At 60.7% G+C, this 23,527-nt stretch carries 24 protein-coding genes and 3 pseudogenes; 14 read left to right on the forward strand and 13 right to left on the reverse strand.

What is annotated here, in order from left to right; translation table 11 throughout:
- Positions 1-11: 11 nt before the first annotated feature.
- The 4 genes from ACFX4T_RS04705 to ACFX4T_RS04720 form a co-directional block, all read right to left on the reverse strand.
- Positions 12-725: a DUF1275 family protein gene (locus ACFX4T_RS04705; RefSeq protein ID WP_377650969.1), complete on the reverse strand. Its 714-nt coding sequence runs from the start codon at positions 723-725 to the stop codon at positions 12-14.
- Between the two features lie 115 nt (positions 726-840).
- The gene (locus ACFX4T_RS04710; RefSeq protein ID WP_216923721.1) at positions 841-1,560 is read right to left on the reverse strand and encodes a GntR family transcriptional regulator; all 720 of its coding nucleotides are present in this window, start codon (positions 1,558-1,560) and stop codon (positions 841-843) included.
- A gap of 92 nt (positions 1,561-1,652) precedes the next feature.
- Positions 1,653-3,467 (reverse strand): gamma-glutamyltransferase family protein, encoded by a 1,815-nt coding sequence (locus ACFX4T_RS04715; protein ID WP_377650970.1) that lies wholly within the window; start codon positions 3,465-3,467, stop codon positions 1,653-1,655.
- A gap of 46 nt (positions 3,468-3,513) precedes the next feature.
- Entirely contained in the window at positions 3,514-4,020 is a 507-nt protein-coding gene (locus ACFX4T_RS04720) for an Lrp/AsnC family transcriptional regulator (RefSeq protein WP_216923722.1), read from the reverse strand.
- A gap of 149 nt (positions 4,021-4,169) precedes the next feature.
- On the opposite strand from ACFX4T_RS04720, the gene ACFX4T_RS04725 reads away from it, so the two are divergent.
- From ACFX4T_RS04725 to ACFX4T_RS04775, 11 genes and pseudogenes are all read left to right on the forward strand, one after another.
- Positions 4,170-5,261, forward strand: coding sequence for a Glu/Leu/Phe/Val dehydrogenase (locus tag ACFX4T_RS04725; protein ID WP_377650971.1), 1,092 nt, complete (start codon positions 4,170-4,172; stop codon positions 5,259-5,261).
- Positions 5,258-6,340 carry a thiamine pyrophosphate-dependent enzyme gene (locus ACFX4T_RS04730; RefSeq protein WP_377650972.1) on the forward strand — a complete coding sequence of 361 codons (1,083 nt, stop codon included), beginning with the start codon at positions 5,258-5,260 and terminating at the stop codon, positions 6,338-6,340. Before ACFX4T_RS04725 ends, ACFX4T_RS04730 begins: the two co-directional genes overlap by 4 nt.
- The gene (locus ACFX4T_RS04735) at positions 6,337-7,323 is read left to right on the forward strand and encodes an alpha-ketoacid dehydrogenase subunit beta (protein ID WP_377650973.1); all 987 of its coding nucleotides are present in this window, start codon (positions 6,337-6,339) and stop codon (positions 7,321-7,323) included. Before ACFX4T_RS04730 ends, ACFX4T_RS04735 begins: the two co-directional genes overlap by 4 nt.
- 12 nt (positions 7,324-7,335) lie before the next feature.
- A complete protein-coding gene (locus tag ACFX4T_RS04740) occupies positions 7,336-8,640 on the forward strand; it encodes a dihydrolipoamide acetyltransferase family protein (RefSeq protein WP_377650974.1) in 1,305 nt (434 codons plus the stop codon).
- A 33-nt stretch (positions 8,641-8,673) separates the two neighbouring features.
- On the forward strand, positions 8,674-8,904 hold the full coding sequence (locus tag ACFX4T_RS04745; RefSeq protein WP_377650975.1) for a hypothetical protein: 231 nt from the start codon (positions 8,674-8,676) through the stop codon (positions 8,902-8,904).
- 47 nt (positions 8,905-8,951) lie between these two features.
- Positions 8,952-10,166: an acyl-CoA dehydrogenase family protein gene (locus ACFX4T_RS04750; protein ID WP_377650976.1), complete on the forward strand. Its 1,215-nt coding sequence runs from the start codon at positions 8,952-8,954 to the stop codon at positions 10,164-10,166.
- 51 nt (positions 10,167-10,217) lie between these two features.
- Positions 10,218-10,973, forward strand: coding sequence for an SDR family NAD(P)-dependent oxidoreductase (locus tag ACFX4T_RS04755; RefSeq protein ID WP_377650977.1), 756 nt, complete (start codon positions 10,218-10,220; stop codon positions 10,971-10,973).
- Between the two features lie 38 nt (positions 10,974-11,011).
- Positions 11,012-11,176, forward strand: coding sequence for a hypothetical protein (locus ACFX4T_RS04760; RefSeq protein WP_377651007.1), 165 nt, complete (start codon positions 11,012-11,014; stop codon positions 11,174-11,176).
- A pseudogene (locus tag ACFX4T_RS04765) lies at positions 11,167-11,385 on the forward strand (acetyl-CoA C-acyltransferase); the annotation flags it as partial. The gene ACFX4T_RS04760 and the pseudogene ACFX4T_RS04765, both read left to right, overlap by 10 nt.
- Before the next feature lie 82 nt (positions 11,386-11,467).
- Positions 11,468-11,626 (forward strand): annotated as a pseudogene (locus ACFX4T_RS04770) (citrate/2-methylcitrate synthase); the annotation flags it as partial.
- A 246-nt stretch (positions 11,627-11,872) separates the two neighbouring features.
- Positions 11,873-12,091, forward strand: a pseudogene (locus tag ACFX4T_RS04775) (NAD(P)(+) transhydrogenase (Re/Si-specific) subunit beta); the annotation flags it as partial.
- A 147-nt stretch (positions 12,092-12,238) separates the two neighbouring features.
- Here ACFX4T_RS04775 and ACFX4T_RS04780 read toward each other — a convergent pair.
- Positions 12,239-13,513: an MFS transporter gene (locus ACFX4T_RS04780; protein ID WP_377650978.1), complete on the reverse strand. Its 1,275-nt coding sequence runs from the start codon at positions 13,511-13,513 to the stop codon at positions 12,239-12,241.
- Between the two features lie 256 nt (positions 13,514-13,769).
- Here ACFX4T_RS04780 and ACFX4T_RS04785 point away from each other — a divergent pair, with 256 nt between their 5' ends.
- Together ACFX4T_RS04785 and ACFX4T_RS04790 are read left to right on the forward strand one after the other, a co-directional pair.
- A complete protein-coding gene (locus tag ACFX4T_RS04785) occupies positions 13,770-14,366 on the forward strand; it encodes a TetR/AcrR family transcriptional regulator (RefSeq protein ID WP_377650979.1) in 597 nt (198 codons plus the stop codon).
- Positions 14,363-15,634 (forward strand): glycosyltransferase, encoded by a 1,272-nt coding sequence (locus tag ACFX4T_RS04790; protein ID WP_377650980.1) that lies wholly within the window; start codon positions 14,363-14,365, stop codon positions 15,632-15,634. The genes ACFX4T_RS04785 and ACFX4T_RS04790 overlap by 4 nt, the downstream gene beginning before the upstream one ends.
- Positions 15,635-15,701: 67 nt before the next feature.
- Here ACFX4T_RS04790 and ACFX4T_RS04795 read toward each other — a convergent pair whose 3' ends face one another.
- The 8 genes from ACFX4T_RS04795 to ACFX4T_RS04830 form a co-directional block, all read right to left on the reverse strand.
- The gene (locus tag ACFX4T_RS04795; protein WP_377650981.1) at positions 15,702-15,920 is read right to left on the reverse strand and encodes a hypothetical protein; all 219 of its coding nucleotides are present in this window, start codon (positions 15,918-15,920) and stop codon (positions 15,702-15,704) included.
- Between the two features lie 121 nt (positions 15,921-16,041).
- Positions 16,042-16,209: a hypothetical protein gene (locus ACFX4T_RS04800; RefSeq protein ID WP_377650982.1), complete on the reverse strand. Its 168-nt coding sequence runs from the start codon at positions 16,207-16,209 to the stop codon at positions 16,042-16,044.
- Between the two features lie 314 nt (positions 16,210-16,523).
- Positions 16,524-17,462 carry a zinc-binding alcohol dehydrogenase family protein gene (locus ACFX4T_RS04805; protein WP_377650983.1) on the reverse strand — a complete coding sequence of 313 codons (939 nt, stop codon included), beginning with the start codon at positions 17,460-17,462 and terminating at the stop codon, positions 16,524-16,526.
- A complete protein-coding gene (locus tag ACFX4T_RS04810; RefSeq protein WP_223945836.1) occupies positions 17,459-18,415 on the reverse strand; it encodes a fumarylacetoacetate hydrolase family protein in 957 nt (318 codons plus the stop codon). The genes ACFX4T_RS04805 and ACFX4T_RS04810 overlap by 4 nt, the downstream gene beginning before the upstream one ends.
- Positions 18,412-19,458: a phosphotransferase family protein gene (locus ACFX4T_RS04815; protein ID WP_377650984.1), complete on the reverse strand. Its 1,047-nt coding sequence runs from the start codon at positions 19,456-19,458 to the stop codon at positions 18,412-18,414. The genes ACFX4T_RS04810 and ACFX4T_RS04815 overlap by 4 nt, the downstream gene beginning before the upstream one ends.
- Positions 19,455-20,759, reverse strand: a complete 1,305-nt coding sequence (gene eno, locus ACFX4T_RS04820; RefSeq protein WP_377650985.1) for a phosphopyruvate hydratase — start codon at positions 20,757-20,759, stop codon at positions 19,455-19,457. The genes ACFX4T_RS04815 and eno overlap by 4 nt, the downstream gene beginning before the upstream one ends.
- Entirely contained in the window at positions 20,756-21,745 is a 990-nt protein-coding gene (locus ACFX4T_RS04825) for a C-terminal binding protein (RefSeq protein WP_377650986.1), read from the reverse strand. The genes eno and ACFX4T_RS04825 overlap by 4 nt, the downstream gene beginning before the upstream one ends.
- Positions 21,746-21,758: 13 nt before the next feature.
- Entirely contained in the window at positions 21,759-22,820 is a 1,062-nt protein-coding gene (locus tag ACFX4T_RS04830) for a fumarylacetoacetate hydrolase family protein (protein WP_377650987.1), read from the reverse strand.
- A gap of 146 nt (positions 22,821-22,966) precedes the next feature.
- Here ACFX4T_RS04830 and ACFX4T_RS04835 point away from each other — a divergent pair, with 146 nt between their 5' ends.
- Positions 22,967-23,497 carry a cupin domain-containing protein gene (locus tag ACFX4T_RS04835; protein ID WP_216923740.1) on the forward strand — a complete coding sequence of 177 codons (531 nt, stop codon included), beginning with the start codon at positions 22,967-22,969 and terminating at the stop codon, positions 23,495-23,497.
- The last annotated feature ends 30 nt before the right edge of the window (positions 23,498-23,527 follow it).

A 23,527-nucleotide genomic window follows, 5' to 3' on the forward strand; every position in this document is an offset into this window, starting at 1 on the left:
CGAAACGGCAGCTATACGCGGACGGCCTGGGCGTCTCGCTCAATCGCTCGTACTGGCCGTCCCAGCAGGTGCCCCGTGATGGCGACCACGATCGTAATTACGGCCGAGAGACCGACTCCGGCCGCCAGATGAAGATTGAGGAGAAGCGCTCCGACTGACGCTCCCAGACTGATGAGTACCACGGCGAAAAGGCGGCGAGCCCACGGTTGCGAGACCCGGGCTCCCAGCCACGAGTCCGCTGAGAGGCCTGTGATAGTAGATGTCACCACGACGGTCGTGACATCTTTGACCGCCAGATGGCGTGCCGCCGCCGCTTGGGCGCCCATCGTTGCTGCCAGTACGCCGGCAAGAGCGACATGGTTCAGTTCAAAGCCCGCATTCGACTCCATACCTAGATACACTGCTGCTGCGGCAAGAACAAGGCCGACGACCAGGAGAATACCTGTGGTCACGGAGCTCCAAGACGACGGCAGGCCCCGGAGCGCTCTACCGGCAATTGCAGCTCCTGCCATGAAGCCGGCGAGGGCAATGCTGGGCCCCAGGACAGGCAGTCCATCAGCGCCCGCCAATGCCATGCCGAGAATTACGACGTTGCCGGTCATGTTTCCGGTGAAGACTTTATCCAGACCTAAATAGCCCACGGCGTCGGCCACACCCGTGGAAAACGTAAGGGCGAGCATCAACCACAGGTGTACTGTGTCCGTTTTTATTGAGGTGCGCGTCACGGCTGCACGGCTCCGGCCATGGGGGAGCAGGCAAGGGTTCGGAGTATTTGAGAAGAAAGAATCATGACTTATGGTATCCAAAAACGTGTTTTAGGATCCAATCTGTTAATCTCTGTTACGACGACCTCGACGTTACGTGGACCTCAACTAGTTCCCGGGCGTGTGCACTATGTTCAACAGTCAGCTGACGGGCTACTTCGGCGTTCCTCGTCTCGATCGCCTCTGCTATACGCATGTGTTCCTGCGCATTGTCGGCAAGAAGGCGTGGATCTCCGCCCAGGGCTGCCCACGTCAGGTTCCGTGGCATTCGATGGTGGAGGGCGCTGATGCTGGCACTCAGTTGGCTGTTGCCTGCGGCTAGGATCACCGTGGCATGGAACAGTTCATTGGCCTTGTACCAAAGGTCCTTGGCGGCCGTCTTGGATCCGCTCCGGGCCTTGTCTACCGCATCATTGAACCACTTGACAGCCTGATGGAGGTTGTCGATGTCTGCCTGAGTGCTGGAACGGGCGGCCCTGTACGCGGCATGCCCCTCAAGGACGCCCCTGACTTCATACGCCTCAGCAATGTCCCGCATCGACGGCATCTGAACCCGCGCCCCACGGTTGGCGATGATTTCCACAACGCCCAGAGCCTGGAGGCGGTGAAGCGCCTCCCGGATGGGCATTCGGCTGACGCCGTACTCCTCTGCCAGGCGCTCTTGGCGAATCCAAGAACCGACGCCAAACTCACCGTCGCTGATTCTTTCCTGAAGTGCGTCAACCAGCGACTCCACGGTTTTGGCCCGGCCTTCAAGCTGCTGTCGGCGCGAACCGATATCAATAGGTTGTGTCACGAAGGCCTCCACTGTCTCGCTGTTGGGTCGTCAATTGGATCCTATCCGATTGCTTCTGCAGACTCCGCTGCGGCGGTACAGAATGTCGGTGCCTATCGCCCGGCAGCGTACCCCTGGTTGCCACGTGGGTTCGCCGCCGCTCCGAGCTCGTCCGTTTCCGGGTCCAGAGTGACCGTGGATAGCCGTCCCAGTGACCACCCATTCACGACGGTCACATCATGTCCGCGTTCGCGTAGTTCTGCGATCACGTGTTGCGGGAGGCGATCTTCCACGACGACGCCGGCCGGGTTCCAGGTCCGTGGCCAGAATGAGCTTGCCAAAGCACTGGTGTGGAAAGTGGGAGCATCAATTGCCTCCTGCGGGGTGTAGCCGCCCACGAGTGTCCTGAGTAAATACAGCAACTGCCATTGATCCTGCTGGTCGCCGCCCGGGGAACCCAAGGCTGCGACGGTTCGGCCCTCCCGCATAAGGAGGGTAGGGCTCAAGGTGGTGCGTGGCCTGGCCCCGGGCTTCAAGGCGGACGGGGAGCCGGCATCGAGCCATGACATCTGCAGGCGGGTACCGAGGGGGAAACCCAGCTCTGGTATAGCCGGGGACGACTGTAGCCAGCCCCCTGAAGGGGTAGCGCTTATCATGTTCCCGAACCGGTCTACAACGTCCAGATGACAGGTGTCTCCGCGGGTTTCGCCCGAGATCCGGACCGTTGGTTCCCCGGCACCCAAGACAGAGGGGTGGTCGGCCGCGGTGACAAGGGCCGGCGGGTAAGGGCTCGTACCAGGAAGTGTTCCGGGCCGGAACTGTGTGGATGCGGACGCTGCAATCTGTGCTGCCCTTTCCCTGCCATACTCATCAGAGAACAGCGCGTTGAGGTCAACTTTTACTTTGCGGGCATCACCGTAGTATGAATCCCGGTCAGCCATGGCAAGTTTCAGGGTTTCGATGATTGTGTGGGCGCCTAGTGCTGTTGAAGGGTCCAGGTGATCGTCGTCGAAATGCTTCAGAATAGCCAACGCCTGGAGCAGAACAGGGCCCTGGGACCAGAAACCGGCTTTGACGACGGTGACGCCTCGAAACTCCAAGGAGATCGGGGACTCGTCCGAGACCGCGAAACGGGAAAAGTCCTCAAGCTCTATGACACCGCTGTGGTCTGAACCGGAAGAGTGACGGTGGGGCTTTCGCGCAAACTCCACAATGGCCTTGGCAACGAATCCTTCCTTCCATTCCTCCCGCGCGGCATGGATCCGCGCTTCCCGGGTTCCTGCCGCATGACCCGCTTCAACGAGCTTTCGAAGAACATTCGCGTAAGCGCCGTTTTTGATTAGCTCACCTGCCTCGGGAACTCTACCTAGCGGGATCCACTGCGCGGCGGAAGTCGGCCAATGCTGTTCGAAGTGGTCAGCCATTGTTTCGATGACAGCGGCAGCTTGGTGCCCAATCGGATGTCCGAGCCCGGCGTAATGGATTGCATACTCGAGCACATCCGAAAGTTCCCAAGTGCCCTGATCGGCCAACAGGGTTAACCAAGCCTCGACGGCGGCTGGCACGGCTGCAGCCAGCGCACCGGCGCCGGGGACAGACTCCAGACCTTCGTTGGCAAAGTGGGAAATGGTCGCCCTGGCTGGAGCAGGGCCCTGGCCCATGAGAACCCGGGGGTTGCGGCCCTTTGGGGCATAAAGGGCAACCATGTCGCCAGCAGGCCCGTTCAAGTGGGGTTCCACGACGTGCAACACAAAGCCTGCCGCGACCGCTGCATCAAAGGCGTTGCCCCCTCGCTCAAGCACGGATTGCGCAGTAGCCGTCGCAAGCCAGTGGGTTGAGGCGCTCATGCCAAAGGATCCCTTGAGCGTGGGCCGCGTGGGAGAAGTCGACGGAGGGGTGAACGTCGTGGCTGTAGCTGTTTGAGTCATATCACCAGTGTATTCAATTTTTCTATTTTTGGATCCAATTTGATGGTTAGGTTTCCGGCAAGGGTGTCGACCTGCCCCAGCCCGAGTTCCTCGTCAGATGGTCCAAGAGTGGCTGCACGCGGTAGGGGAGTGGCGTGGAAACGGTCAGTGTCGTATTCGTGTGCCGCACGCCGGGAATATCCACCATCCTGGCGGCGGCGGACTGCACTCCCTGCAGGGTGGTGGAGGCCACCCTGACCATCAGGTCTTCCCGCCCGGCTTGCGTGGTGACCTCTAAGACCTCAGGGATTTTGCTGAGGGCGTCCACGACGCTGGTGAGTTGGCGCTGGTCCAACTCCAAGCCGATGAACGCCTGGACCGGAATGCCAGCGGCCTCAAGGTTCATAACGGGACTGAACCCCTTCAGAATGCCGGCAGTCTCCAGCCGCTGGAGCCTTCCCAGGACGGTATTTCGAGAGATGCCCAATTGGGCGGCGAGTTCAGCCACGCCCGCCCGGGCGTTTCCATGAAGGCGTTTGAGTAGTTCGGCGTCGAGCTTGTCAATGCTGATCATTTTGTCTAGATGACCCCGTCCTCATATTGCATAGCTGAACATTTCGATTAGTTCAAGGGAAATGAATTGACCATATCACCCCGCTTAATTCACAGTTGAAGGACACATTGGTATTGGATCCAATGTCTGAACAAAGCAGGAGGCACCAGATGTGTGCGGCATTGTTGGACGGTCCGAGGGTTGCTGAAGGCAGTCCCTTCGAGATTATTGACGAGCACACCAGCGGTCACGAGCGCGTACGAATGGTTCGTGACAAGGAAACCGGGCTCAAGGCCATTGTTGCGATCCACAATTCGTCCTTGGGGCCGGCCCTGGGAGGAACACGTTTCTTTCCCTACCAAAGAGAAGCTGAAGCGCTCACAGATGTCCTTCGGCTGTCAGAGGGCATGACCCTTAAGGCGGCCGCCGCCGGATTGCCGCTGGGTGGCGGCAAAGCCGTCATCATTGGCGACCCGCACACAGACAAGTCCCCCGAGCTCCTGCGCGCATACGGGCAGTTTGTCCACGCATTTGGCGGAGACTACATCACGGCTGGTGACGTGGGGACGACGGCTGCCGACATGGACGTCATCGGTTCGCAGACGCCGTGGGTCGTTGGCCGCAACGCAGGGGGCTCGGGTGACAGTGGATACTCCACAGCGTTCGGTGTCTTCGTGGCAATGCAGGCAGCTGCAGTCTACGTCTGGGGAAGCCAAGGACTGGCTGGGCGCCGCGTCGGTGTTGAAGGTGCCGGGAAGGTTGGAAGCCAACTTGTCCGGTTGCTTGTCGACGCCGGAGCGGACGTCGTCTTGGCTGACAGAGACCCCATGGCCCTGCAACGCGTCTCAGGGACACACCCCGGGACCGACGTTACTGACCGGGTCCTGGACCAGGACATCGACGTCTACGCTCCGTGCGCCATGGGTGGGACGCTGAACCCCAAGACCATTCCCGCCGTCCGTGCCCGCATTGTCTGCGGTGCCGCAAACAATCAGCTACTCGACACAGACTGCGAAGAACAGCTGCAGTCCGCTGGCATTCTGTGGGTCCCGGACTACGTCGCAAATGCCGGAGGGCTGATCCAGGTTTCCTCCGAGGTCACCGACCTTGGAACCGAAGAAGTAACCGACCGAATAGCAAAGATCGGGCCAGCTGTTACCGGAATGCTCGAAGCAGCCGGGGACGGATCACAAACTCCGGCCCAGGCAGCCCGGGAACTCGTCCTGCGCCGACTTTCCGAAGCCAAAGGACACAATTCATGACCAGCCAACCGCTGTCTCTTCTCACTCAAGACGGGACCTACCAATCGCAAATGGCCCTCCCGCTGGACCCGGGGTCGATTGACTGCGCCCAGCTTCTGCGCGACATGATCATGACCCGCAGGGTCGACTCTGAAGCAATCGCGCTTCAGCGACAAGGCGAGCTCGGTTTGTGGCCGTCTCTCCTGGGCCAGGAAGCTGCCCAGGTAGGCGCTGCCGCCTCGCTTTTTCCGCGGGACGTTGTCTTCCCCACCTATCGCGAACATGGAGTCGCGTGGTGCAGGGGAGTGGACCCCGTGAACTTACTGGGTTTGTTCCGAGGGACGACAATGGGCGGCTGGGATCCTACTGAAAACAATTTCAACCTCTACACCCTGGTGATCGGGGCCCAAACGCTGCACGCCGTGGGATACGCCATGGGCATCGTCCGGGACGGTGATGTCGGCACCGGGGATCCGGAACGGGACAGGGCTGTCCTCGTCTTCCTCGGTGATGGCGCACTGAGCGAGGGAGAAACCAACGAAGCCTTTGTCTGGGCGGCGGGCCAAAACTTGCCGGTTGTATTTTTCTGCCAAAACAATCAATGGGCCATCTCGGCGCCCTATTCGGTCCAAAGTCGCGTGGCCGTGGCTCAGCGCGCCCAAGGATTTGGTTTCAAAGGCATCAGGGTAGACGGAAACGATGTGCTTGCTTGCCTTTCTGCTACACGTGAGGCCATGGCCGCCGCCAGGTCAGGCAACGGACCTACACTCATCGAAGCCTTTACATATCGACGCAACCCCCACACAACATCCGACGACGACGGACGGTACCGCTCCGGTGCAGAAAACGATGTCTGGGAATCGTTGGACCCCATCGAGCGACTCCAGAACTACTTGGTGGGCTCAAACAAGATCGACCAGGACTTCCTGAGCAAAGTCGCGGCGGAGGAACAGGAACTCGCTGAGAAGCTCCGGGCAGGGTGCCGCGCCCTGCCCAACCCGGCGCCAGATCATCCTTTCCGGAATACCTACGCCGAGATGCCGAAAGAACTTGAGGATCAAATGATTGAACACCTGAATTTTGTGGAGGTCGGGGCATGACCGCCCAGCCAAGCACCATGCCCATCGCCCACGCACTGAATGCAGGCCTCCGTGACGCGATGGAATCCGACGATAAGGTCATGCTCCTTGGTGAAGATATCGGCCAGTTGGGCGGAGTATTCAGGGTTACCGATGGACTCCAGAAGGGCTTCGGCGACCTCCGGGTGGTGGACGCTCCCCTTGGCGAGGCCGGAATTGTCGGAAGCGCCATAGGACTAGCCATGGCCGGGTATCGGCCCGTTTGCGAAATACAGTTCGACGGCTTTGTTTTCCCGGCCATGAACCAGATCACCACCCAGCTCGCCAAGTACAGGCACCGCTCGGACGGCAAGATCTCCTTGCCCGTAGTAATCAGGATTCCTGTCGGCGGCGGCATCGGTGCCATTGAGCACCACTCCGAGTCTCCCGAAGCCTACTTTGCGCATACCGCTGGACTGAAGGTCGTGACACCCTCGTCACCCCAGGAAGCCTACGACATGATCCGCGCGGCAGTCCGAAGCGACGATCCCGTGATCTTCCTGGAACCCAAACGCAATTACTGGCTCAAAGGAGAAGTGGACCTGAGCCGCCTACCAGGTCCACTCGAGAAGGCCAGCATCGTTCGCCCTGGCGAGGACCTGACGCTCGTTGCATACGGCGCCCTTTTGCCCGTTGCCCGGAAAGTGGCCGACGTTTGCGCCGAGGAAGGCCGGAACGTTGAAGTCATCGACTTGAGGTCGCTGTCTCCCATTGACGACGAAACCATTCTCCGATCGGTGGAACGCACTGGAAGGTTGGTGGTGGCCCATGAAGCCTCACGCAGTGTTGGCCTAGGCAGCGAGATCGCCTCACGTGTCCAGGACGCCATTTTCCATTCCCTCGAAGCTCCAGTCATCAGGGTGACCGGCTATGACACCCCTTACCCGGCAAGCCGCTTGGAAGAGGAATGGCTGCCAGGGCTTGACCGGATCCTCGACGCCATTGACCGCAGCTTCAGCTACTAACGGAAGGTAAAAATGACAATCAAGGAATTCGCCCTCCCGGACGTAGGCGAAGGGCTTACGGAGGCCGAGATCGTCAATTGGCTGGTAAAGCGCGGCGATAAAGTAGCCGTCAATCAGGCAATCGTGGAAATCGAAACCGCCAAATCGCTTGTGGAACTCCCTTGCCCCTTTGAAGGGGAAGTCAGCGAACTCTTGGTTCAGCAAGGCGAGACCGTCGATGTAGGCCGCGCAATCATCAGCATCGCCACCGCAGCAAAGAACATCAAGGCGACAGAACCCTCCGAAGCAGCCATCGACGATGACCCCAAACTCTTGGTCGGCTACGGGGCACGGGAAGTGGCAAGTCGTCGACGACGGGGTCCAGGCATTAGACCGACCGCACCCATGCCGGCACCCGCCGTCGGCAGCCCCTCCGGCAACTCTGAGCGCGTAGCTGGTCGCCCCAAGGCAACCCCTCCAGTTCGGAAGCTGGCTAAGGACCTTGGCGTCGACCTCGGGATGGTTAGGGCAACCGGAAATGATGGAATCTGTACCCGCGCAGACGTGCTGAAGGCCCATTCAGACAGAGAAAACCTTCCGGCGACGACAGGCGAAACTCCCCGAAGCGGCACTGGCGATCTCCGGATACCTGTCCGGGGAGTCCGAAAGCACACCGCGGCAGCTATGGTGCAGTCAGCCTTCACAGCTCCCCACGTCACCGAATTCGTGGCAGTCGACATCACCCGCACCCTAGAGCTGAAGGAGCAGATAGCTCGTCGCCGCGAATTTGCGGACGTGAAGCTGACCCCGCTCACGTTTGTCGCCAAGGCCTTCCTCCATGCCCTGAAGAGCACGCCGGAAGCAAACGCTACGTGGGATGAGTCCGCGCAGGAAATCGTGCAGTTTGAGAAGGTGAATCTAGGCATTGCCGCAGCAACGCCGCGCGGCTTGATCGTGCCCAATATCAAGGACGCACAGCCCTTGCCGCTTGCCGGGCTGGCAGCAGCAATTTCGGATCTGGCTTCAACTGCCAGGCTTGGGAAAACCGAGCCCCAAGCGATGGCCAACGGAACAATTACCATCACGAACATCGGTGTTTTCGGGATCGACGCGGGAACCCCGATTCTCAATCCTGGAGAGGCAGCAATTCTCGCTGTCGGAACTGCCCGGCGTACCCCGTGGGTCGTTCACGATGAACAGGGTGAACGAATCGAGCCCCGTACGGTCCTGCAGCTGGCGCTCTCCTTTGACCACAGGATCATGGACGGCCAGCAAGGGTCGCAGCTCTTGGCCGACACGGCGGCCCTGCTCCGTGAACCTGGCCTGGCACTGATCTAAGTCTGTACGGGACCCACCAAAAACATGGGCCAAATGCAGTACTACATCGTCAATGACTGGACCATCCTCGCTGGGGCCATGGTGGAAATCCGAATTGGCCGGGATTTCCTTCGAGAAGGAGTCGTTGAGTCCTACACACCCGACGGCTCCATCGACTGGCTCGAACAGGGCCAGGGATTCGGCCGGCAGCTTGTGGACAAAAGCTCCGGCTTCAAGATTTACATTTCCGAAGACCGGCTCCGTGCCATAGGCCGGGTCCGATGACCCCATGGGTCACAGCACCACTTAACGACTCCTCAGAAAGAGAAACCATGACCGTACTCAAGGAGACGGAACCGTCTGTATTCGCAGCATGCGACGATCCCGCTGTGACGCCCCCGTACGCAGAAGCGGACTTGCTGTTCCTTTCGGACCTCTTGACTGACGAGGAACATGGGCTGTATTTGAAGGCACGGGACTTCCTTCAACGGCAGGTGCGGCCGGTCGCCGTCGACTTTTGGAATCGTGCTGAATTTCCATTCGAGCTCATTCCAAGCCTGGCCAGGCAACAGCTGACAGGCATGAACCGTCGTGGCCCTCTCCTCGCTGGACTGATCCAGATGGAGTTCGCCCGCGCGGACACCTCCGTATCCACCTTCTTCGGCGTTCATGACGAACTCTTCACCACCGCCATCCAGGAACTCGGGTCAGAGGAGCAGCGCCGCACCATCCTGCCGGATCTCCTTGCGCTCCGTAAGATCGGTGCCTTCGCCCTGACTGAACCCCTCCATGGGTCCGACATCTCCCGTGAAATGGAAACCTCAGCTACACGCTCGGGCGACGCGTGGATCCTCAACGGGCACAAACGGTGGATTGGAAACGCAACTTTTGCCGACTTCGTCTTGGTTTGGGCCCGGGACACTGCGGACGGACAAATCAAGGGTTTCATCGTCGAAAAAGGAACGCCCGGCTTCCGCGCCGAGGCCATCAACAACAAGATCTCTGTCCGAATCATTCAAAACGCCAACATCACGCTGGATAACGTACGGATCCCGTTCAGCAATTGGCTGCCCGGCACTTCAACGTTTCAGGATGCCAACTCCTTACTACTTCATTCCAGGGTTTGGGTGAGCTGGCAGGCAGTGGGACAACAGTTCGCGGCTTTTGATGTGGCAAGGGCATACGCCATGCAACGGAAGCAGTTCGGCAAACCAATCGCTTCTTTCCAACTAATCCAAGAACAACTCGCCAGAATGGTCAGCAATGCCACCATGTCCTTGTCGTTGATGATTCAGCTCGCCCGCCTCCGTGGAACCGGCCGCCTGACCATGGACCATGCAGCCTTGGCCAAGTCCAGCTGCACCGCCAACATGCGCAAGACCGTCGCGCTTGGGCGCTCGATCGTTGGCGGCAACGGCATAAGCACCGACTTCGAGATGGCAAAAATCTTTGCCGACGCTGAGGCGATCTATTCATACGAAGGCAGCTACGAGATCAATTCCCTACTCGTAGGCCGCGCAGTAACAGGAATCTCCGCTTTCGCCTAAAACTGCCCTCCTGTCTCCACCCCACCACACATCACATGAGAGGAACCGGATATGGATCTCAACAACACATCAGCCATCGTCACAGGCGGCGCCTCAGGGCTGGGCGCGGCCGCAGTCCGTGCATTGGCAGATCATGGCGCAGAAGTATTCGCCCTTGATCTACCCGGTGCCATTCAGGAAAGTGCCCCCGCACATGGCGTTCAATACGTCCCGGCGGACGTAACCGACGTCGACGATGTCGGACAGGCCGTGGCCAGAGCCGCAGCCGGGGCACCGCTCCGGACCGTTATCAACTGCGCCGGGATCCTTCCCACCATGCGCATTCTATGCCGCGGCGGAGTGCACGATCCGGTTGTTTTCGCCAAAGTTATCCAAGTCAACCTGATCGGATCCTTCAACATCCTGGCCAAGGCTGCAGAGGCCATTTCACTCACGCAGGCCGATGAACACGGTCAGCGCGGAGTGATCATCAACACTGCCTCCATAGCGGCCTTCGAAGGACAGATCGGCCAGGTTGCCTATGCTGCCTCCAAAGCCGGCATCGTCGGCCTCACCCTTCCAGCCGCACGGGACCTCGCGCAATACGGAATCCGCGTCAATGCAATCGCACCAGGTGTTGTGGAAACACCCATGATGGCCAGCGTCACGAACGAAATACGTCAAGCCCTGGCAGCCAGCGTCACATTCCCTAAGCGATTGGCATCACCCAATGAGTTCGCCCAACTGGCCATCTCGATCATCGAAAACGACTACATCAACGGGGAAACAATCCGAATGGACGGTGCCCTCCGGATGGCGCCTCGATAGCCGGGCCGGATCACCCCCATATACAAAGGAACCCAAGCATGTCCCAGAAATCACGGCCATCCTACCCTCCAGCCCATCCCTACGACGTCGTGATAGTTGGCGGGGCCCGCACCCCGCAAGGCAAACTGAACGGCCAGCTGGCCCACCTGACAGCTGTCGAACCCGAAGTGGCGGCAGTAACAATCAACAAAGTCTGTCAGTAGAACGCAGCGCACAGGACGACGTCGCAGTTGCTTCTCATCACCGAGCCGCCGAGGCCTCCTCCAGTGGGCTCTTCAAGGATGAGATCGTCCCCATCCCTGTGCGGAAGGGACTGAGCAGACTCATCGTAAACGATGAACAAGTCCGACCCGACGCCAGCATTGAGGCACTATCACAATTGCGCCCGGCGTTTACTGACGGCGGCAGCATCACCGCAGGCAACGCATCACCGTTGTCGGACGGCGCAGCCGCACTAATTCTGACCACCCGAGCCAATGCCGAGCGCTTGAACCACCCAGACGTTCACCCCGTTGTTCGTCGCCAGCCGGATCACCGGCTGGACCGCCCACATCATGGAACAGTTCGCCTCGAACTCCCTCATCCGCCCCCTCAGCGAATACAACGGACCCGAAGAACGGCCTCTACCGAAAAAGTGCGTGGCCTATGCCTGATCGCCAACTCTCGCCGACATTTCAGCCTGCTCCTGAGGCTGACCCGCGCCGTAGGCAAGGCGAAGGCGATGGAAATGATCCTCACGGGCCGCGTGATCGATGCAGATGAGGCTGAACGGATCAGACTGGTCGCCAGAGTCGCCCCATAGGAATGTCTCCTCGACGAGGCAATGGAAACCGCAGCCGCAATTTCAACAATGTCCGCTTATGCTGCCTGGCAGGAACGTCCTCGACCTCGGAGCTCTCTATGGCATGGCCGTAGCCCCGGCTCAATACCCGATTGCAGAACTCGCCAAACAACTCGGCGAAAGTCCCGTATATATAGACATTGAGATGGACGAGATCAACGAAGACCTCTCCTCGACCTCCGTAGTCCTTGTCATTGGGGCTGACGATACGGTGGACCCTGTAGCAGCAGAAGATCCAACCAGCCCGATTGCAGGACTGCCCCTCAAACGAGGATGGTTTCGACACCATTGGCCATAGCTCCGAAAAGTTGAGGAGGTCAGGGCCAGGCTCGTCCGAAGTACGCCAGTGTCCTGGCCGTCGCCAAAGCGAAACGCCAAATGGCGTCTGCCTTCGCAAGGAAGGCAGACGCCGTTTAGGGGAGTACTAGGACTTGCTGCCTGCAGGCAGCTTGCCCATGGCAGCCATGGCAATCAAGCCGATGGCTGGAATAAGCGTCAATTGGATGATTCCGGCAGTCTGCCACCCCACGCTGCTTTGCATGAAGGTGACGAAGTAGCCGGAAGCGCTGGCGGGTATATACATTGCTGCGATCATTAGGCCGCTGACTCGGCCGAGGTACTTTGGGTCCACAGATCGCTGCATTAGGGCGCTTGTATTCGTGATGAGAACTCCGCTGAAGGCAACGCCAAGCAGTGCCGAGAAGATCATGTGAACTGCCAGCGAGGCAGCGAAGCCAAATATGGCTACTCCCAGGACCATTATGGAAAGCAAACCCACGACGTTAAGCAATCGCTGGTCAACACGGTCTGCGATCGCGCCTCCAACAAGGGCTCCGAGGGCGCCGATTCCAAACATGCTCGCTGCCCAGCCAGCTTCTGCAGGCGTGAATCCCAGTGTCTCCCGTAGATAGGTGGGGTACAGCCCCAAGTACCCGTAGATTGCAAAACCTCCCGCAATGGCCACGACGACACAGCACAGGACTCGCCGGTTGAAGAACCGCAGGCCAGTGGTCATCTCCGACGACGAGCTCGATGATGAATCCCCACGACCAACCTCTGTAAAGGATTTGGGCACAAGTGCCAAAACCAGGAAAAGGATAAGGATGCCAATTGCACCGAACAGGATGAGTGGAATGCGCCAGTCGCCCGTTGCCGAAACGATGGCACCGCCAAGCAACGGGCCGGTAAAACCACCCAAGCCAAAAGCTGCACTGATAGAGCCAAGCGCGAAACCGCGGTGACGAGTGAAGTATGCCCCTACTGCCGCAAAGAGTGCAGCGACCTGCATTCCTTCGCCTACGCCAGAAAGGATTCGCCATAGTGCCATGTCCAGTGTTCCTGCGGCCACTGACTGGAGGGCACAACTGACCGAAAAGATCAGGAGGCTAATGAGAACCACCTTTTTACGACCGAATCGATCGGCCAGGTAACCAGCGGGAACCCCAGCCAGCCCCATGCCAAGTGTGAAAATGGTCGCGATGATGCCCGCCTCGCCACCGGTGAGCCCATAAGTCGCCTTGATATCCGGCAGAAGGACGGCGAAGACCTGTCTGTCCATGGCATTGATGAAATACGAGAGATCCAGGACCAGCAGAAAGAAGAGCACGCGGCCGCTTAGCTCGGACAGCTTCGGGCCGCCTCTGTTTTGCTGGATTGTCGAGTCATTCCTGGAGAGCTTGGTGAGGTCTGGGGATGGCATGGGACTCCTACTAGGCCATTGGTTGGGGAGGCCGCGGCAAGCGGAGGAACATCTGGCATGCCGCAAGGCCCAAAGGCTGCAAACTGGCTCGGGTTAATATGGATTGGATCTCATTTGTTAATGATTGGATCCAGTTTGATGTGATGACGATCTCACGTAAGGGCGGGCGGCGTCAAGGGTGGGGCGACATCATCGCGGCACCCATACGCTGCAAACACTCTGGACCTCCAGCGGATTTCAAGTTAGTCTGATTAACATGAAATTCAGTGGGACGGAGAGCCGCTCCTACAACATGAGTAAACGAGCCTCCTCTGCGGCGGAAACCGGACGTCGCATCTTGCAGGCAACCGAAGACCTCTTCATGGAAGGTCCGCTCTCCGACCTCACCCTCAACGCTGCCGCGGAACGGGCTGGGGTCACCGTACAAACAGTGATACGCCGTTTCGGGGACCGTCTGGGCCTGATCAACGCCACCGCAGAGTTCGCATCCGCCCGGGTGATGGCCCAGCGGGACGCCGCTCCGGCGGGCGACGTGAGGGCCGCCGTCGAAAATCTGATTGAACATTACGAAACCACGGGGGCACTGGCGCTGAAGTTGCTCGCCGAGGAAAGCTCGTCACCGGTCCTGGCTGAAATCGTGAAAGGGGGCCGGCAACTGCACCGGCAATGGTGCGAACGGGTCTTTGACCCCTTTCTCAGGAATGAGCCGGATCGCGATCGCCGTCTTGCCCAGTTCGTCGCCCTGTGCGACGTCTACACCTGGAAACTCCTCCGCCACGATGCAGGGCTGGGCCGCGACCAGGTCACTCTTTCGCTGCTCGAGATGCTTGAGCCGTTTACCCGGAGACCATGATGTCCATCGTCCTCGCCTACTCTTCGCCCGCCATCGGCCACCTTTTTCCCATGGTTCCATTGCTGTTGGAGCTGAAATCGCGGGGCCACGAGGTGCACTTGCGAACGCTCCCCAAACAAGTCCAAACCATGCGGGATCTTGGCTTCCACGCAGAAGCGGTCGACGAGCGGCTGCTCGAAATCGAAGCGCGGGACTATCTCACGAAGTCGACCAAAGACGCCCTCGCCTCCAGCGTTGACACTTTCACCTCGCGCGCCCGCTTCGATGCGCCGGACTTCCGTGCAGCCATGGACGACGTCGGCCCTGATCTTGCGCTCGTCGATATCAATTCCTGGGGTGCACGCATTGTTGCCGAACACTCCGGCCTTCCGTGGGCGACATTCAGCCCTTATACCCCGCCTCTCCAGTCCAAGGGGACACCGCCTTTCGGTCCGGGGCTCCTTCCCATGCCAGGACTTTTGGGAAGCGCCCGTGACGCCGTCGTCCGACGCATGGTGATTGGCGCCGTCGAGAAGTTGATGATGCCGGGGATGAACCGCCTGCGTGCAGAGGTTTCTGGAGGGCAGCTACCGCCGGTGCGCACTGCGGACGCCTTTTTCCGGACAGCCCCACTGATGCTTGTAACCACCGCGGAACCCTTCGAGTATGCCCACCCCGACTGGGCCCCGGGCATCCGAATGATCGGCTCCGTGACGTGGGAACCACCTGTCAGTACACCGCCGTGGCTCGAAGGAATGCAGAACCCTGCGGTGCTTGTGACGACGTCCTCGGAGTATCAGGCGGACGAAAACCTGGTGCGTACCGCCCTGGAGGCCCTCGCCAAAGAGCCCTACACTGTCGTAGCCACGCTGCCGGCCGCCAACGCCGGATCGGCAGGCGCCACACGGGCATCCGGCACCAACGCTATCCATGCCATTCCGGACAACGCCCGGGTTGAGCACTTCGTGCCCCACTCGCTGGTGCTCGATAGGGCCGCTGTCGCCATCACCCATGGCGGCATGGGATCCACCCAGAAGGCGCTGGCCAAAGGGGTGCCCGTAGTGGTGGTTCCGTTTGGGAGGGACCAGCACGAGGTTGCGGCCAGGGTTTTGGCGGCCGACGCCGGTGTGCGGCTAAGCCCCAGGAAGCTCACCCCGGACGCGCTGAGGGAAGCGGTCGAAAGGGCCCGTGATAAGGCGGAGGGAGCGCGTCGTGTCGCGGCCGGTTATGCGGCCGCTGGAGGCGCTGTGGCAGGGGTGGATGCCTTGGAGGAGCTGCTATCGCGCTGAATACCCAGCAAAAGACTGGCACTCGGAACGCTCTTTGATGGTGTAAATCTGAATATCTCATCCGAATCTAGGAGTGGCCTCGGTGACCACTGATGCGGGCGTCCAGGCGCCATATATCGATTCCGTCGTCGTAATGGATCAGGATCCGGCCCCGACCGTTGGCGAGGTGAATCCATATGACGCTTGCGTCGTCGGTCGTTTCGTCGACGTATCCCGTGCCCAACACGGTGTTTCCACGGCGGAGTTCAATGAATTCATGTGGCCACAAGTATTTCCAGTGCTTCATAAGCAGGGGTTCACGTCGTCGCTCGTGTTCACGAAAGGCTGCCCCTGAGGCAAGCCTCCAGTCCGAAGGGGGCTTCGGAATAACCCGACTGCGCTCTGGGGCGCGGACGGAGGGTCGCTTATCATTTTCCACGGTGAACTTCGTTGACGTAGTGCCAGCCGATCCATGGCAGCGCGATCAGGGCCTCACCGTTCGGCGTCTGGTCAATTATCCGGTTGGTTTCTTCGTGGGCCTCCTGATCCGACTCGATCCGCCGGTTCGGAGATGGTGTGTTGAGTTCGCTGTACATAAAAACTCCTGGAGACGGGTCGGCTGCTTTCGTAGACTGCTTGCGGCGCGGGATGGAGGTCTGACGTTTCGCGCTCGGAGATCGTTCCGTAGGGAACGTCGTGGGTAAGCTCCACCGAGAACGTCTGCAGGTCATGACGGGTAACCATCACTCCGCGGCCAGGGTTCATGAGGCCTTCCCGGATCGCGTTCCCGATGGCTTCGTTGAGTTGGTTTTGTAGCTGGTTACCATCGGTAATCCTGACCTCAACGTAATAATGAGTAGGCTGGCCAATCATTGGATTCCTCCTGATCGCCCGGACTAAATCGCCGGGACTAGGGGGTAAGGACGAGTTTGCGCGGGGAGCCCTGTTGCTGGATCTCCCATGCCTGCTGGCAATCGGCGAGTGGCAGGACAGTCGTATCAACGTTCAAGGCACCCGTGGCCGCAAGCCCGGTGAGCTTCAGATAGGCGTTTCGGCGGATTTCTGCCGGTGGGTCGACGTGGGCGAAGCCGAGCAGTTCCAGGCGTGCTGCGCGGATGATGTCGGCAGGGAGTTCGATGGTTGGGGCCGCGGACTGGCCGATCTGAATGTGACGGGCGCCCCGTGCGGCCACGCGCATGGCGGCGAGTGCCGGTTCGCCCCAGACGGGATCGATGATGACGTCGAAGCCCCGCCCATCAACGGTGTTTCGGAAGGCCTCCACCAAGTCGGTGTCCGGTGTGATGGTGACGGTGTCCGTGGCTCCTCTTTGGCGGGAAAGGGCCAGCCGGTCGGAATCCCGGTCGACAGCAAGCACCGTGGCTGCGCCGAGGGCTTTGGCGAGCTGGACAGCGATCGACCCCAGTGCGCCGGTCGCGCCAAGGACCAATACGTTCTGGCCGGGTTGAAGGTTCGCCCGCCAAGTGAGTGCCAGCCAGGCGGCGAGCCCGGTGTTACCGAGCGCGGCGGCGGTGACATCGTCTATGTCGTCCGAGAGGTCCAGCAAATCCTGTTCGGGCACCAAAGTGCGCTCGGCCCAGGAGCCGTAGGGTGAAATCGGTGCCGTGAAGAAGACGCGGCGCCCGGTGGAGGTCCGGCCCACGCCGTCTGCCCCGATGACGTAGGGCAGGGTGCCCGGATTGCCGAAGGCACCGGATGCCTTCGCAAGATCGAGGTGGTGGACCCCGGCCGCAGCGATGTCGACGACTACATGGCCGCTGACAGCTTGGGGCTCGGGAAAGTCTGCGTACTCCGGCATGGTTCCAGCCTGTATGAGGACTGCTGCTTTCATGGTCTTTCCTTTGATGACGGAGGTTGGGTATTGGCGCCGTCGATGATCTCCACGCTGATGGCCCCCAGGCCGCTGATCTCGCCCTTCAGCTGGTCCCCGACGTTCATCCACGTGCCCGTGGCGAGCCCTACACCGGCCGGGGTTCCGGTGAGTATGACATCACCGGGTTCAAGGGTCATGTGTTCGCTGATCAGGGATATTAGCTCTGGCACCGACCAGATGAGGTCAGAAGTATTGGCGTTTTGTCGGAGTTCGCCGTTGAGCCGGAACTGCAACTGCAGGTTGGTGTCGTCGATGAAGCGTGCCGGCACGATCCCCGGACCCAGCGGGCAGCTGTCGTCAAACACTTTGCCTCCAAACAGGTCGAATTTGACCAGATGCTTGGGATGGCGCTGCCAGTCGCGGGCGGATAAGTCCAACGCAATCGTGTAGCCGGCGATGTGTTCACGAGCACGGCCTACGGGGATATTCTTGCCGGCCCTGCCGATGACGAATGCCAACTCAAGCTCGTAATCGAACTTTTCGGTCTGGTTCGGGTAGCGGACGGAACGGCCCTGGCCCACCAGCGTCGTGGTGGGTGGCTTGAGAAAGAAGACAGGAACGTTGTCCTCTTTCGAAAATCCCGCGTGGCCGCCGTCGTTGATGACATGGTCGTAGTAGTTCGCCCCAGTGCAGATGACCTTTCTCGGGTACTGCAACGGCGTAAGCCAGTCTCCGAGGTCCACTGGTGGGTCGACTGACTGGACAGCACGTTCTTGGAGGGTGTCAACAGCCTCGAGCAGCAACGGCTCGGCCGTCTCCCAGTTCTCGAAGACAGCCATTAGCCCGGCTGGGGATTTGTCGGAGAGTAAGCCGGGGGAGAGGTCGGCGATCCTGTAAAGGCGCCCATCAGGAAGACTAAGGACTGGTGTCGGCGTTCCGTCAATCCGGGCGGTCGCAAGCGAGAACGTCACGGTGCCGGCTCCTTGATCGGCGGCGCTCCTGCCGTAGTGGCTCGGGCTGCCACCATCCAGTCGTCGATAACGACGTCGATGGCGGGAATCGGACGTGCCATCCGTGATCGCGCGAGGTCCCGCACGTGATGCCGTTGGTCTGGCGACAGGTATTCCAGGGGAGACGCGCCGTCCACCCGGGCAAGGGCGAGCAGCGGCAGGAGCGCCGCGACGCGTCCCATGAGGTGAGCCGCCGGTTCCCAATTGATGTGCTGCATGTAGCCCTCCAGCAGCAGTTGGGCGGACCGGTGCAATTGCTCGATGTGGTCGGGGAGGACCATCGCTTTGAGCAGGAGATGGTTCAAGCAGAACGCCACGTCAAACGCCGAGTCCCCGAACCATGCGCACTCGGCGTCGAGCAGCACAGGCCCGTGCGGTCCCAGAAGGATATTCTTGGGGCTGACGTCACCGTGGACCACCACCAGGTGTGTACCGGTGGTAACTGCAGCCAACCAATCGATTCGATCATCAAGATCAGGGTTTGCGCGGGCTGTGACCCGGAAGTATGGCTCGATGCGTAAAGCGTCAAAATTATCGTCTGTGGCGAACTTTGCCGCAGCGGAGGGGTCTTTGGCGCTTGCTGCATGCAGCCGGCCAACGAGGTCTCCTACTGCATACGCGGCCGTGGGTTCAATGTGCCCGGCGAGGAGTTCCGTCTTCCACACCGGATAGTCCTCGGGAGGAAGAAACTGCATGGCGAAGAGACCGGCCTGCTCGTTATAGGCGAGTACCTGCGGAACCTGCCCTGGAGTGATCGTGCCGGCCAACTGCAGCCAGTCGTATTCCACGCGGTTGCGCGAGGTGGGTGCGAGCCACTCTTGGGCCACCTTCAGCCTGGCCAGCGCGCCCTTAACGCAGAGGCTACGGCCGGGCAGGTCTACCCGCCAGAGGTCCGAACTCACGCCACCGGCAAGGGGCGTGAGCACAGCGGCTTCGGCAGGCTGCATGAGCCCGTGGTGGAGCAGGAACTCCCTGACACGGGACTCAGGCTCGTACGCGCTCACCGGACAGCCACGGGGGTGGAGCCCAAGGCAGGCAGCTGACTGAACCCAAGGGTGGTGTCTTCGGCGATTCGGACCAACTGGTTGTACTTGGCCAGTCGTTCCGAGTTCCGGACAGACCCTATCTTGATCTGACCCGCTGCGGTTCCTACGGCCAGGTCCGCGAGGAAGTCATCCTCGGTCTCCCCGGATCGCGCCGAGACAACAGGGGCGTACCCTGCTGCGCGGGCCTCTGCGACCACGTCCAATGTGCCGGTCAGTGTGCCGTTCTGATTGACCTTGACCAGGACGCCATTGGCAACGCCGCGGGCTATTCCTTGGGCAAGCCGTGAACTGTTGGTAGTGAACAAGTCATCCCCGATCAGCCTGATCCGGTGTCCCAGACGCGTGGTTAATGTCTCCCAACCGGCCCAGTCGTCCTCGTCGAGGGGGTCCTCGATCGACACAATTGCATAGTTATCCACCCATGCGGAAACCATGTCTATCATATCCGCGGTGCTGACGTGCCGTTCCTGTCGCCGCAGGTGGTAATCACCTGTGTCCCTGTCGAAGAGGGAGGAGGCAGCCACATCGATGGCGATCGCGATGTCAGTGCCGGGCCGCAGGCCCGCCGCCTCAATCGAGAGTGTGATCAGCTCGAGGGCCTCCTCGGCAGTGCGGCAGGCAGGGCTGAGACCGCCCTCGTCTGCCAGCAGGGTTGGAAGCCCCCGGTCTGCGCAAAGCCTGGCCGCGGCGGTTCTGACGCGGGAGGTGAGGTGGATCGCTTCGAGGGCTGAGGTTGCTGCTACCGGGACGGCCAGGAAATCCTGGACGTCCATGCCACGGCCGGCGTGGAGACCGCCGGAGAGAATGTTGACCATTGGCATCGGCAGAACCGGTTCCTCAGTGCCGGCGAGCTGGGCGATCCGTCGATACAGCGGTAGGCCGCTGGCCACAGCGGAGGCTCGGCAGACTGCCAGTGATGCGCCGAGAACGGCGTTGGCCCCGAGGCGCGACAGGGACGGGGTCCCATCCAGTTCCCGCAGCCGCTCGTCGATTGCACGCTGGTTTTCGATGGCGAGACCATGCAACGCTGCAGCAATCTCGCCGTTCACATGCTCGACTGCGGCGGTAACACCGAGTCCGTCGAACACCGAGTCATCCCCGTCGCGCAACTCGTGGGCCTCATGGGTGCCGGTGGAGGCGCCAGAGGGAACGGAAGCACGCGCCAAGGCGCCGTTGTCCAGGACAATTTCGACCTCGACAGTGGGGCGACCACGGGAGTCGAAAATCTGGCGGCCGTGGACCTGTTGGATTGCGCTCAAGATGACACTCCAGTTGTGAGAGGGGAGGGCGTGTTGCACGGGTAGTGTGCCGGTTCGCCGCGCAGGACGCGTACGACTTCCTCAGCAGCACTGCGACGCAGGTCAATAACCGATGCGTCGGAGGCGAAGGCGATGTGGGGGGTAACGATGACTCCGGGATGCGCCAGTAGTTCCTGGGGAACCGTCGGCTCTTCCTCCAGGACGTCGAGGCCCGCTCCACTGATGTGCCCACTTTCCAATGACGCCACCAGCGCTGCGGTGTCGATCAGACCGCCGCGGCTGACGTTGATCACGAATGCGTCTTGCGGAAGCAGTGACAGCTCCCTCTCGCCGATGAGGTGATGGGTCTGCGGGACCAAAGGCGCGTGCAGGACAACAACATCACTGGCCGCGAGAAGGTCGTCAAGGGGCATGGCCTCCATGCCGTCGGTATCTGCAGGGGCATGAGGGTCGCTGATCACCACGCGGGCGCCAAGTGCGCGGAGTTTAGCAGCGGTTGCCCTGCCAATCCGGCCGTAACCGATGACGCCACAGGTCAGGGTGGATAGTCGGCGAAGCCGGGCCCCTGCCGGGTTCCATTTGCCAGCGCGAACCTCGCGGTCGGCTGCAACCAGGCCGCGGGTCCACGCGAGGGCCAGTCCGACGGCGTGGTCAGAGACCTCCGCAACACAGTAGTCCGGGACATTGGTAACCAGCACACCGCGATTCGTAGCTGCAGGTACTGCGATGTTGTCCAGGCCCACTCCCATACGGGCGACGACCTGCAGGGGGGCAGAGGACAAGACCGCTTCCGAAGACACGGTCGCCCAGCAGGTGAGGATTGCGGCGGGTTGGTGCTCAGCGACCAAGGCCTCGATGGCTTCCACCGGCGCGGGGTCGGCGGGGCCGGCAACCACGCGGAATCCAGCTTCTTCAAGTATGTCCCGTTCAATGCTGTCGTCGGGCCAGGCCCGGTCGGTCAGCAGGACGGTTTGCTGCTGTGTCATGCGTGCTCCTATGTCAGTGTCCGGCCGGTGCGGCCGGAGTTGGATTGAATGTATTCGGGTCGGGAGCTACCTCCGCACACCGTATGATCTGCTCGCCCAGGCCGGTTACCGAAGCCTTGACGACGTCGCCCGGCCGCAGGAAGCGGCCGTGGTGGAGTCCGAACCCGGCGGGTGAGCCAGTACACAGCACGTCACCGGGGCGAAGCCTGGTGTGCTGGGACAGATACTGCAGTTGTTCGGGAATGGTGAAGACCATGTCCGCTGCTGTGTCGTCTTGCATCAGCGTGTCGTTGAGCCAGAGCTGCAGCCGGAGGCCGGAAGGGTCCTGAACCTGCCATGAAGGTACGAACCAAGGTCCAAGGGGCAGCGATCCCTGCATGCCTTTGCTTTGCACCCAGTCGCTGCCCAGAGCTGGAAGGTCAGGCCGGACAACGCGTGATCGGATTGTCAGGTCATTGACCACGCAGTAGCCGGCAATAGCTGCCGACGCTTCGGGGAGTGTGAGTCGCGAGAGGGGCGAGCCGATGACGGCGCCGATCTCAACTTCCCAGTCCAAGGTGTCCACTTCCGGATCCAGACCCAGCTCTCCGACCGGGGCTCCAACGCGGTCCACGCTGGTCAGGCAGATATAGGGCGAGCCGTGTAGCTGGCGCTGGTCGAGCGCCTGCAGCGTCGCGGCACGCACTCGCTCGGATTCGGTCGGAAGACCGGCGTCGACGGCGGCCTCCACCACCTGGCGCCTGTAGTTACCGATAGTGCAGAAGAGTTGAGCGGGGCGGAGGGGGGCCTCGAAACGGAGCGAGGCTACGGAGAGACCGGCTTCGGCGATGATTTGTGCGGTCTGCGGCAGCTCGGTAAGTCGCCGAAGTTCGGTGTGATGATCGCTCCATTGCCCAATCAGTTCAGTGATTGAGGCGAACCTCGCACAGTCCCACTGCGGCGCCCAGTCCCGCAGGGGGAGGGCTCGGCCTTGGTATACGAGCCAAACCTCAGTCGCCTCTTCCATCCGTCCCGCTTGGGCGAGCACGATTCCTGTGGGCGCAAATCCAGGTTCTTGATGATCTTCGTCGAACATAATGCTAACGATAGCACAGGGATGGTGGCGGGTCACTACCTATTTTCATGACTATCGCCTGGGGCGGTACAAAGCCGCAGCATTGACAGGAAAACAGCCGTGGGCGATAGTGCTAACGATGGCATAATCTGACGAGAGGATCCACAATGAGCGTTCGCAGGGTAGTAACGGGTACCGACTCCGCAGGAAAGTCGGTGTTGGTCTCGGACGGAGTGGTGCCCCACAGCCACGACTTCGAGAGCATGCCGGGGCAATCGCAGATCAGGGTGTGGTTCACCGCTGGAACGCCTACAAGCCAGACTCCTGAAGCCGAGCCGACCAACAACCACGGTCCTGTGGTCCCCGGCCCGGGCGGTGCAAGCTTCCTGATCGTGCGTTACGCGCCCGATTCCGTGGTGATGAGTCCGGACTTTGACCCGCTGGCAGCGGGGCAGGAACTGGAGGCCTACGCTCCGGATCTTGCTGAACTATTCGAGCCCAACGGCATGCACAAAACGCCCAGCATCGACTATGGAGTTGTGTTGGAGGGAGAGGTGTGGCTCGAACTGGACGACGGAGTCCAGGTTCAGCTGACGCCGGGCGACACCATCGTCCAGGTTGCGGCGCGGCATGCGTGGCGTAACAAGACGAAAGCGCCGGCGACGGTGGCTTTCGTGCTCACCGGCGTCGACGCCTGAGTGCTGTTGGGTAATTCGTAAGCGGTGCCG

Origin of the sequence: Paenarthrobacter sp. YIM B13468 (assembly GCF_042788025.1) — a bacterium.
GTDB lineage: Bacteria > Actinomycetota > Actinomycetes > Actinomycetales > Micrococcaceae > Arthrobacter > Arthrobacter aromaticivorans.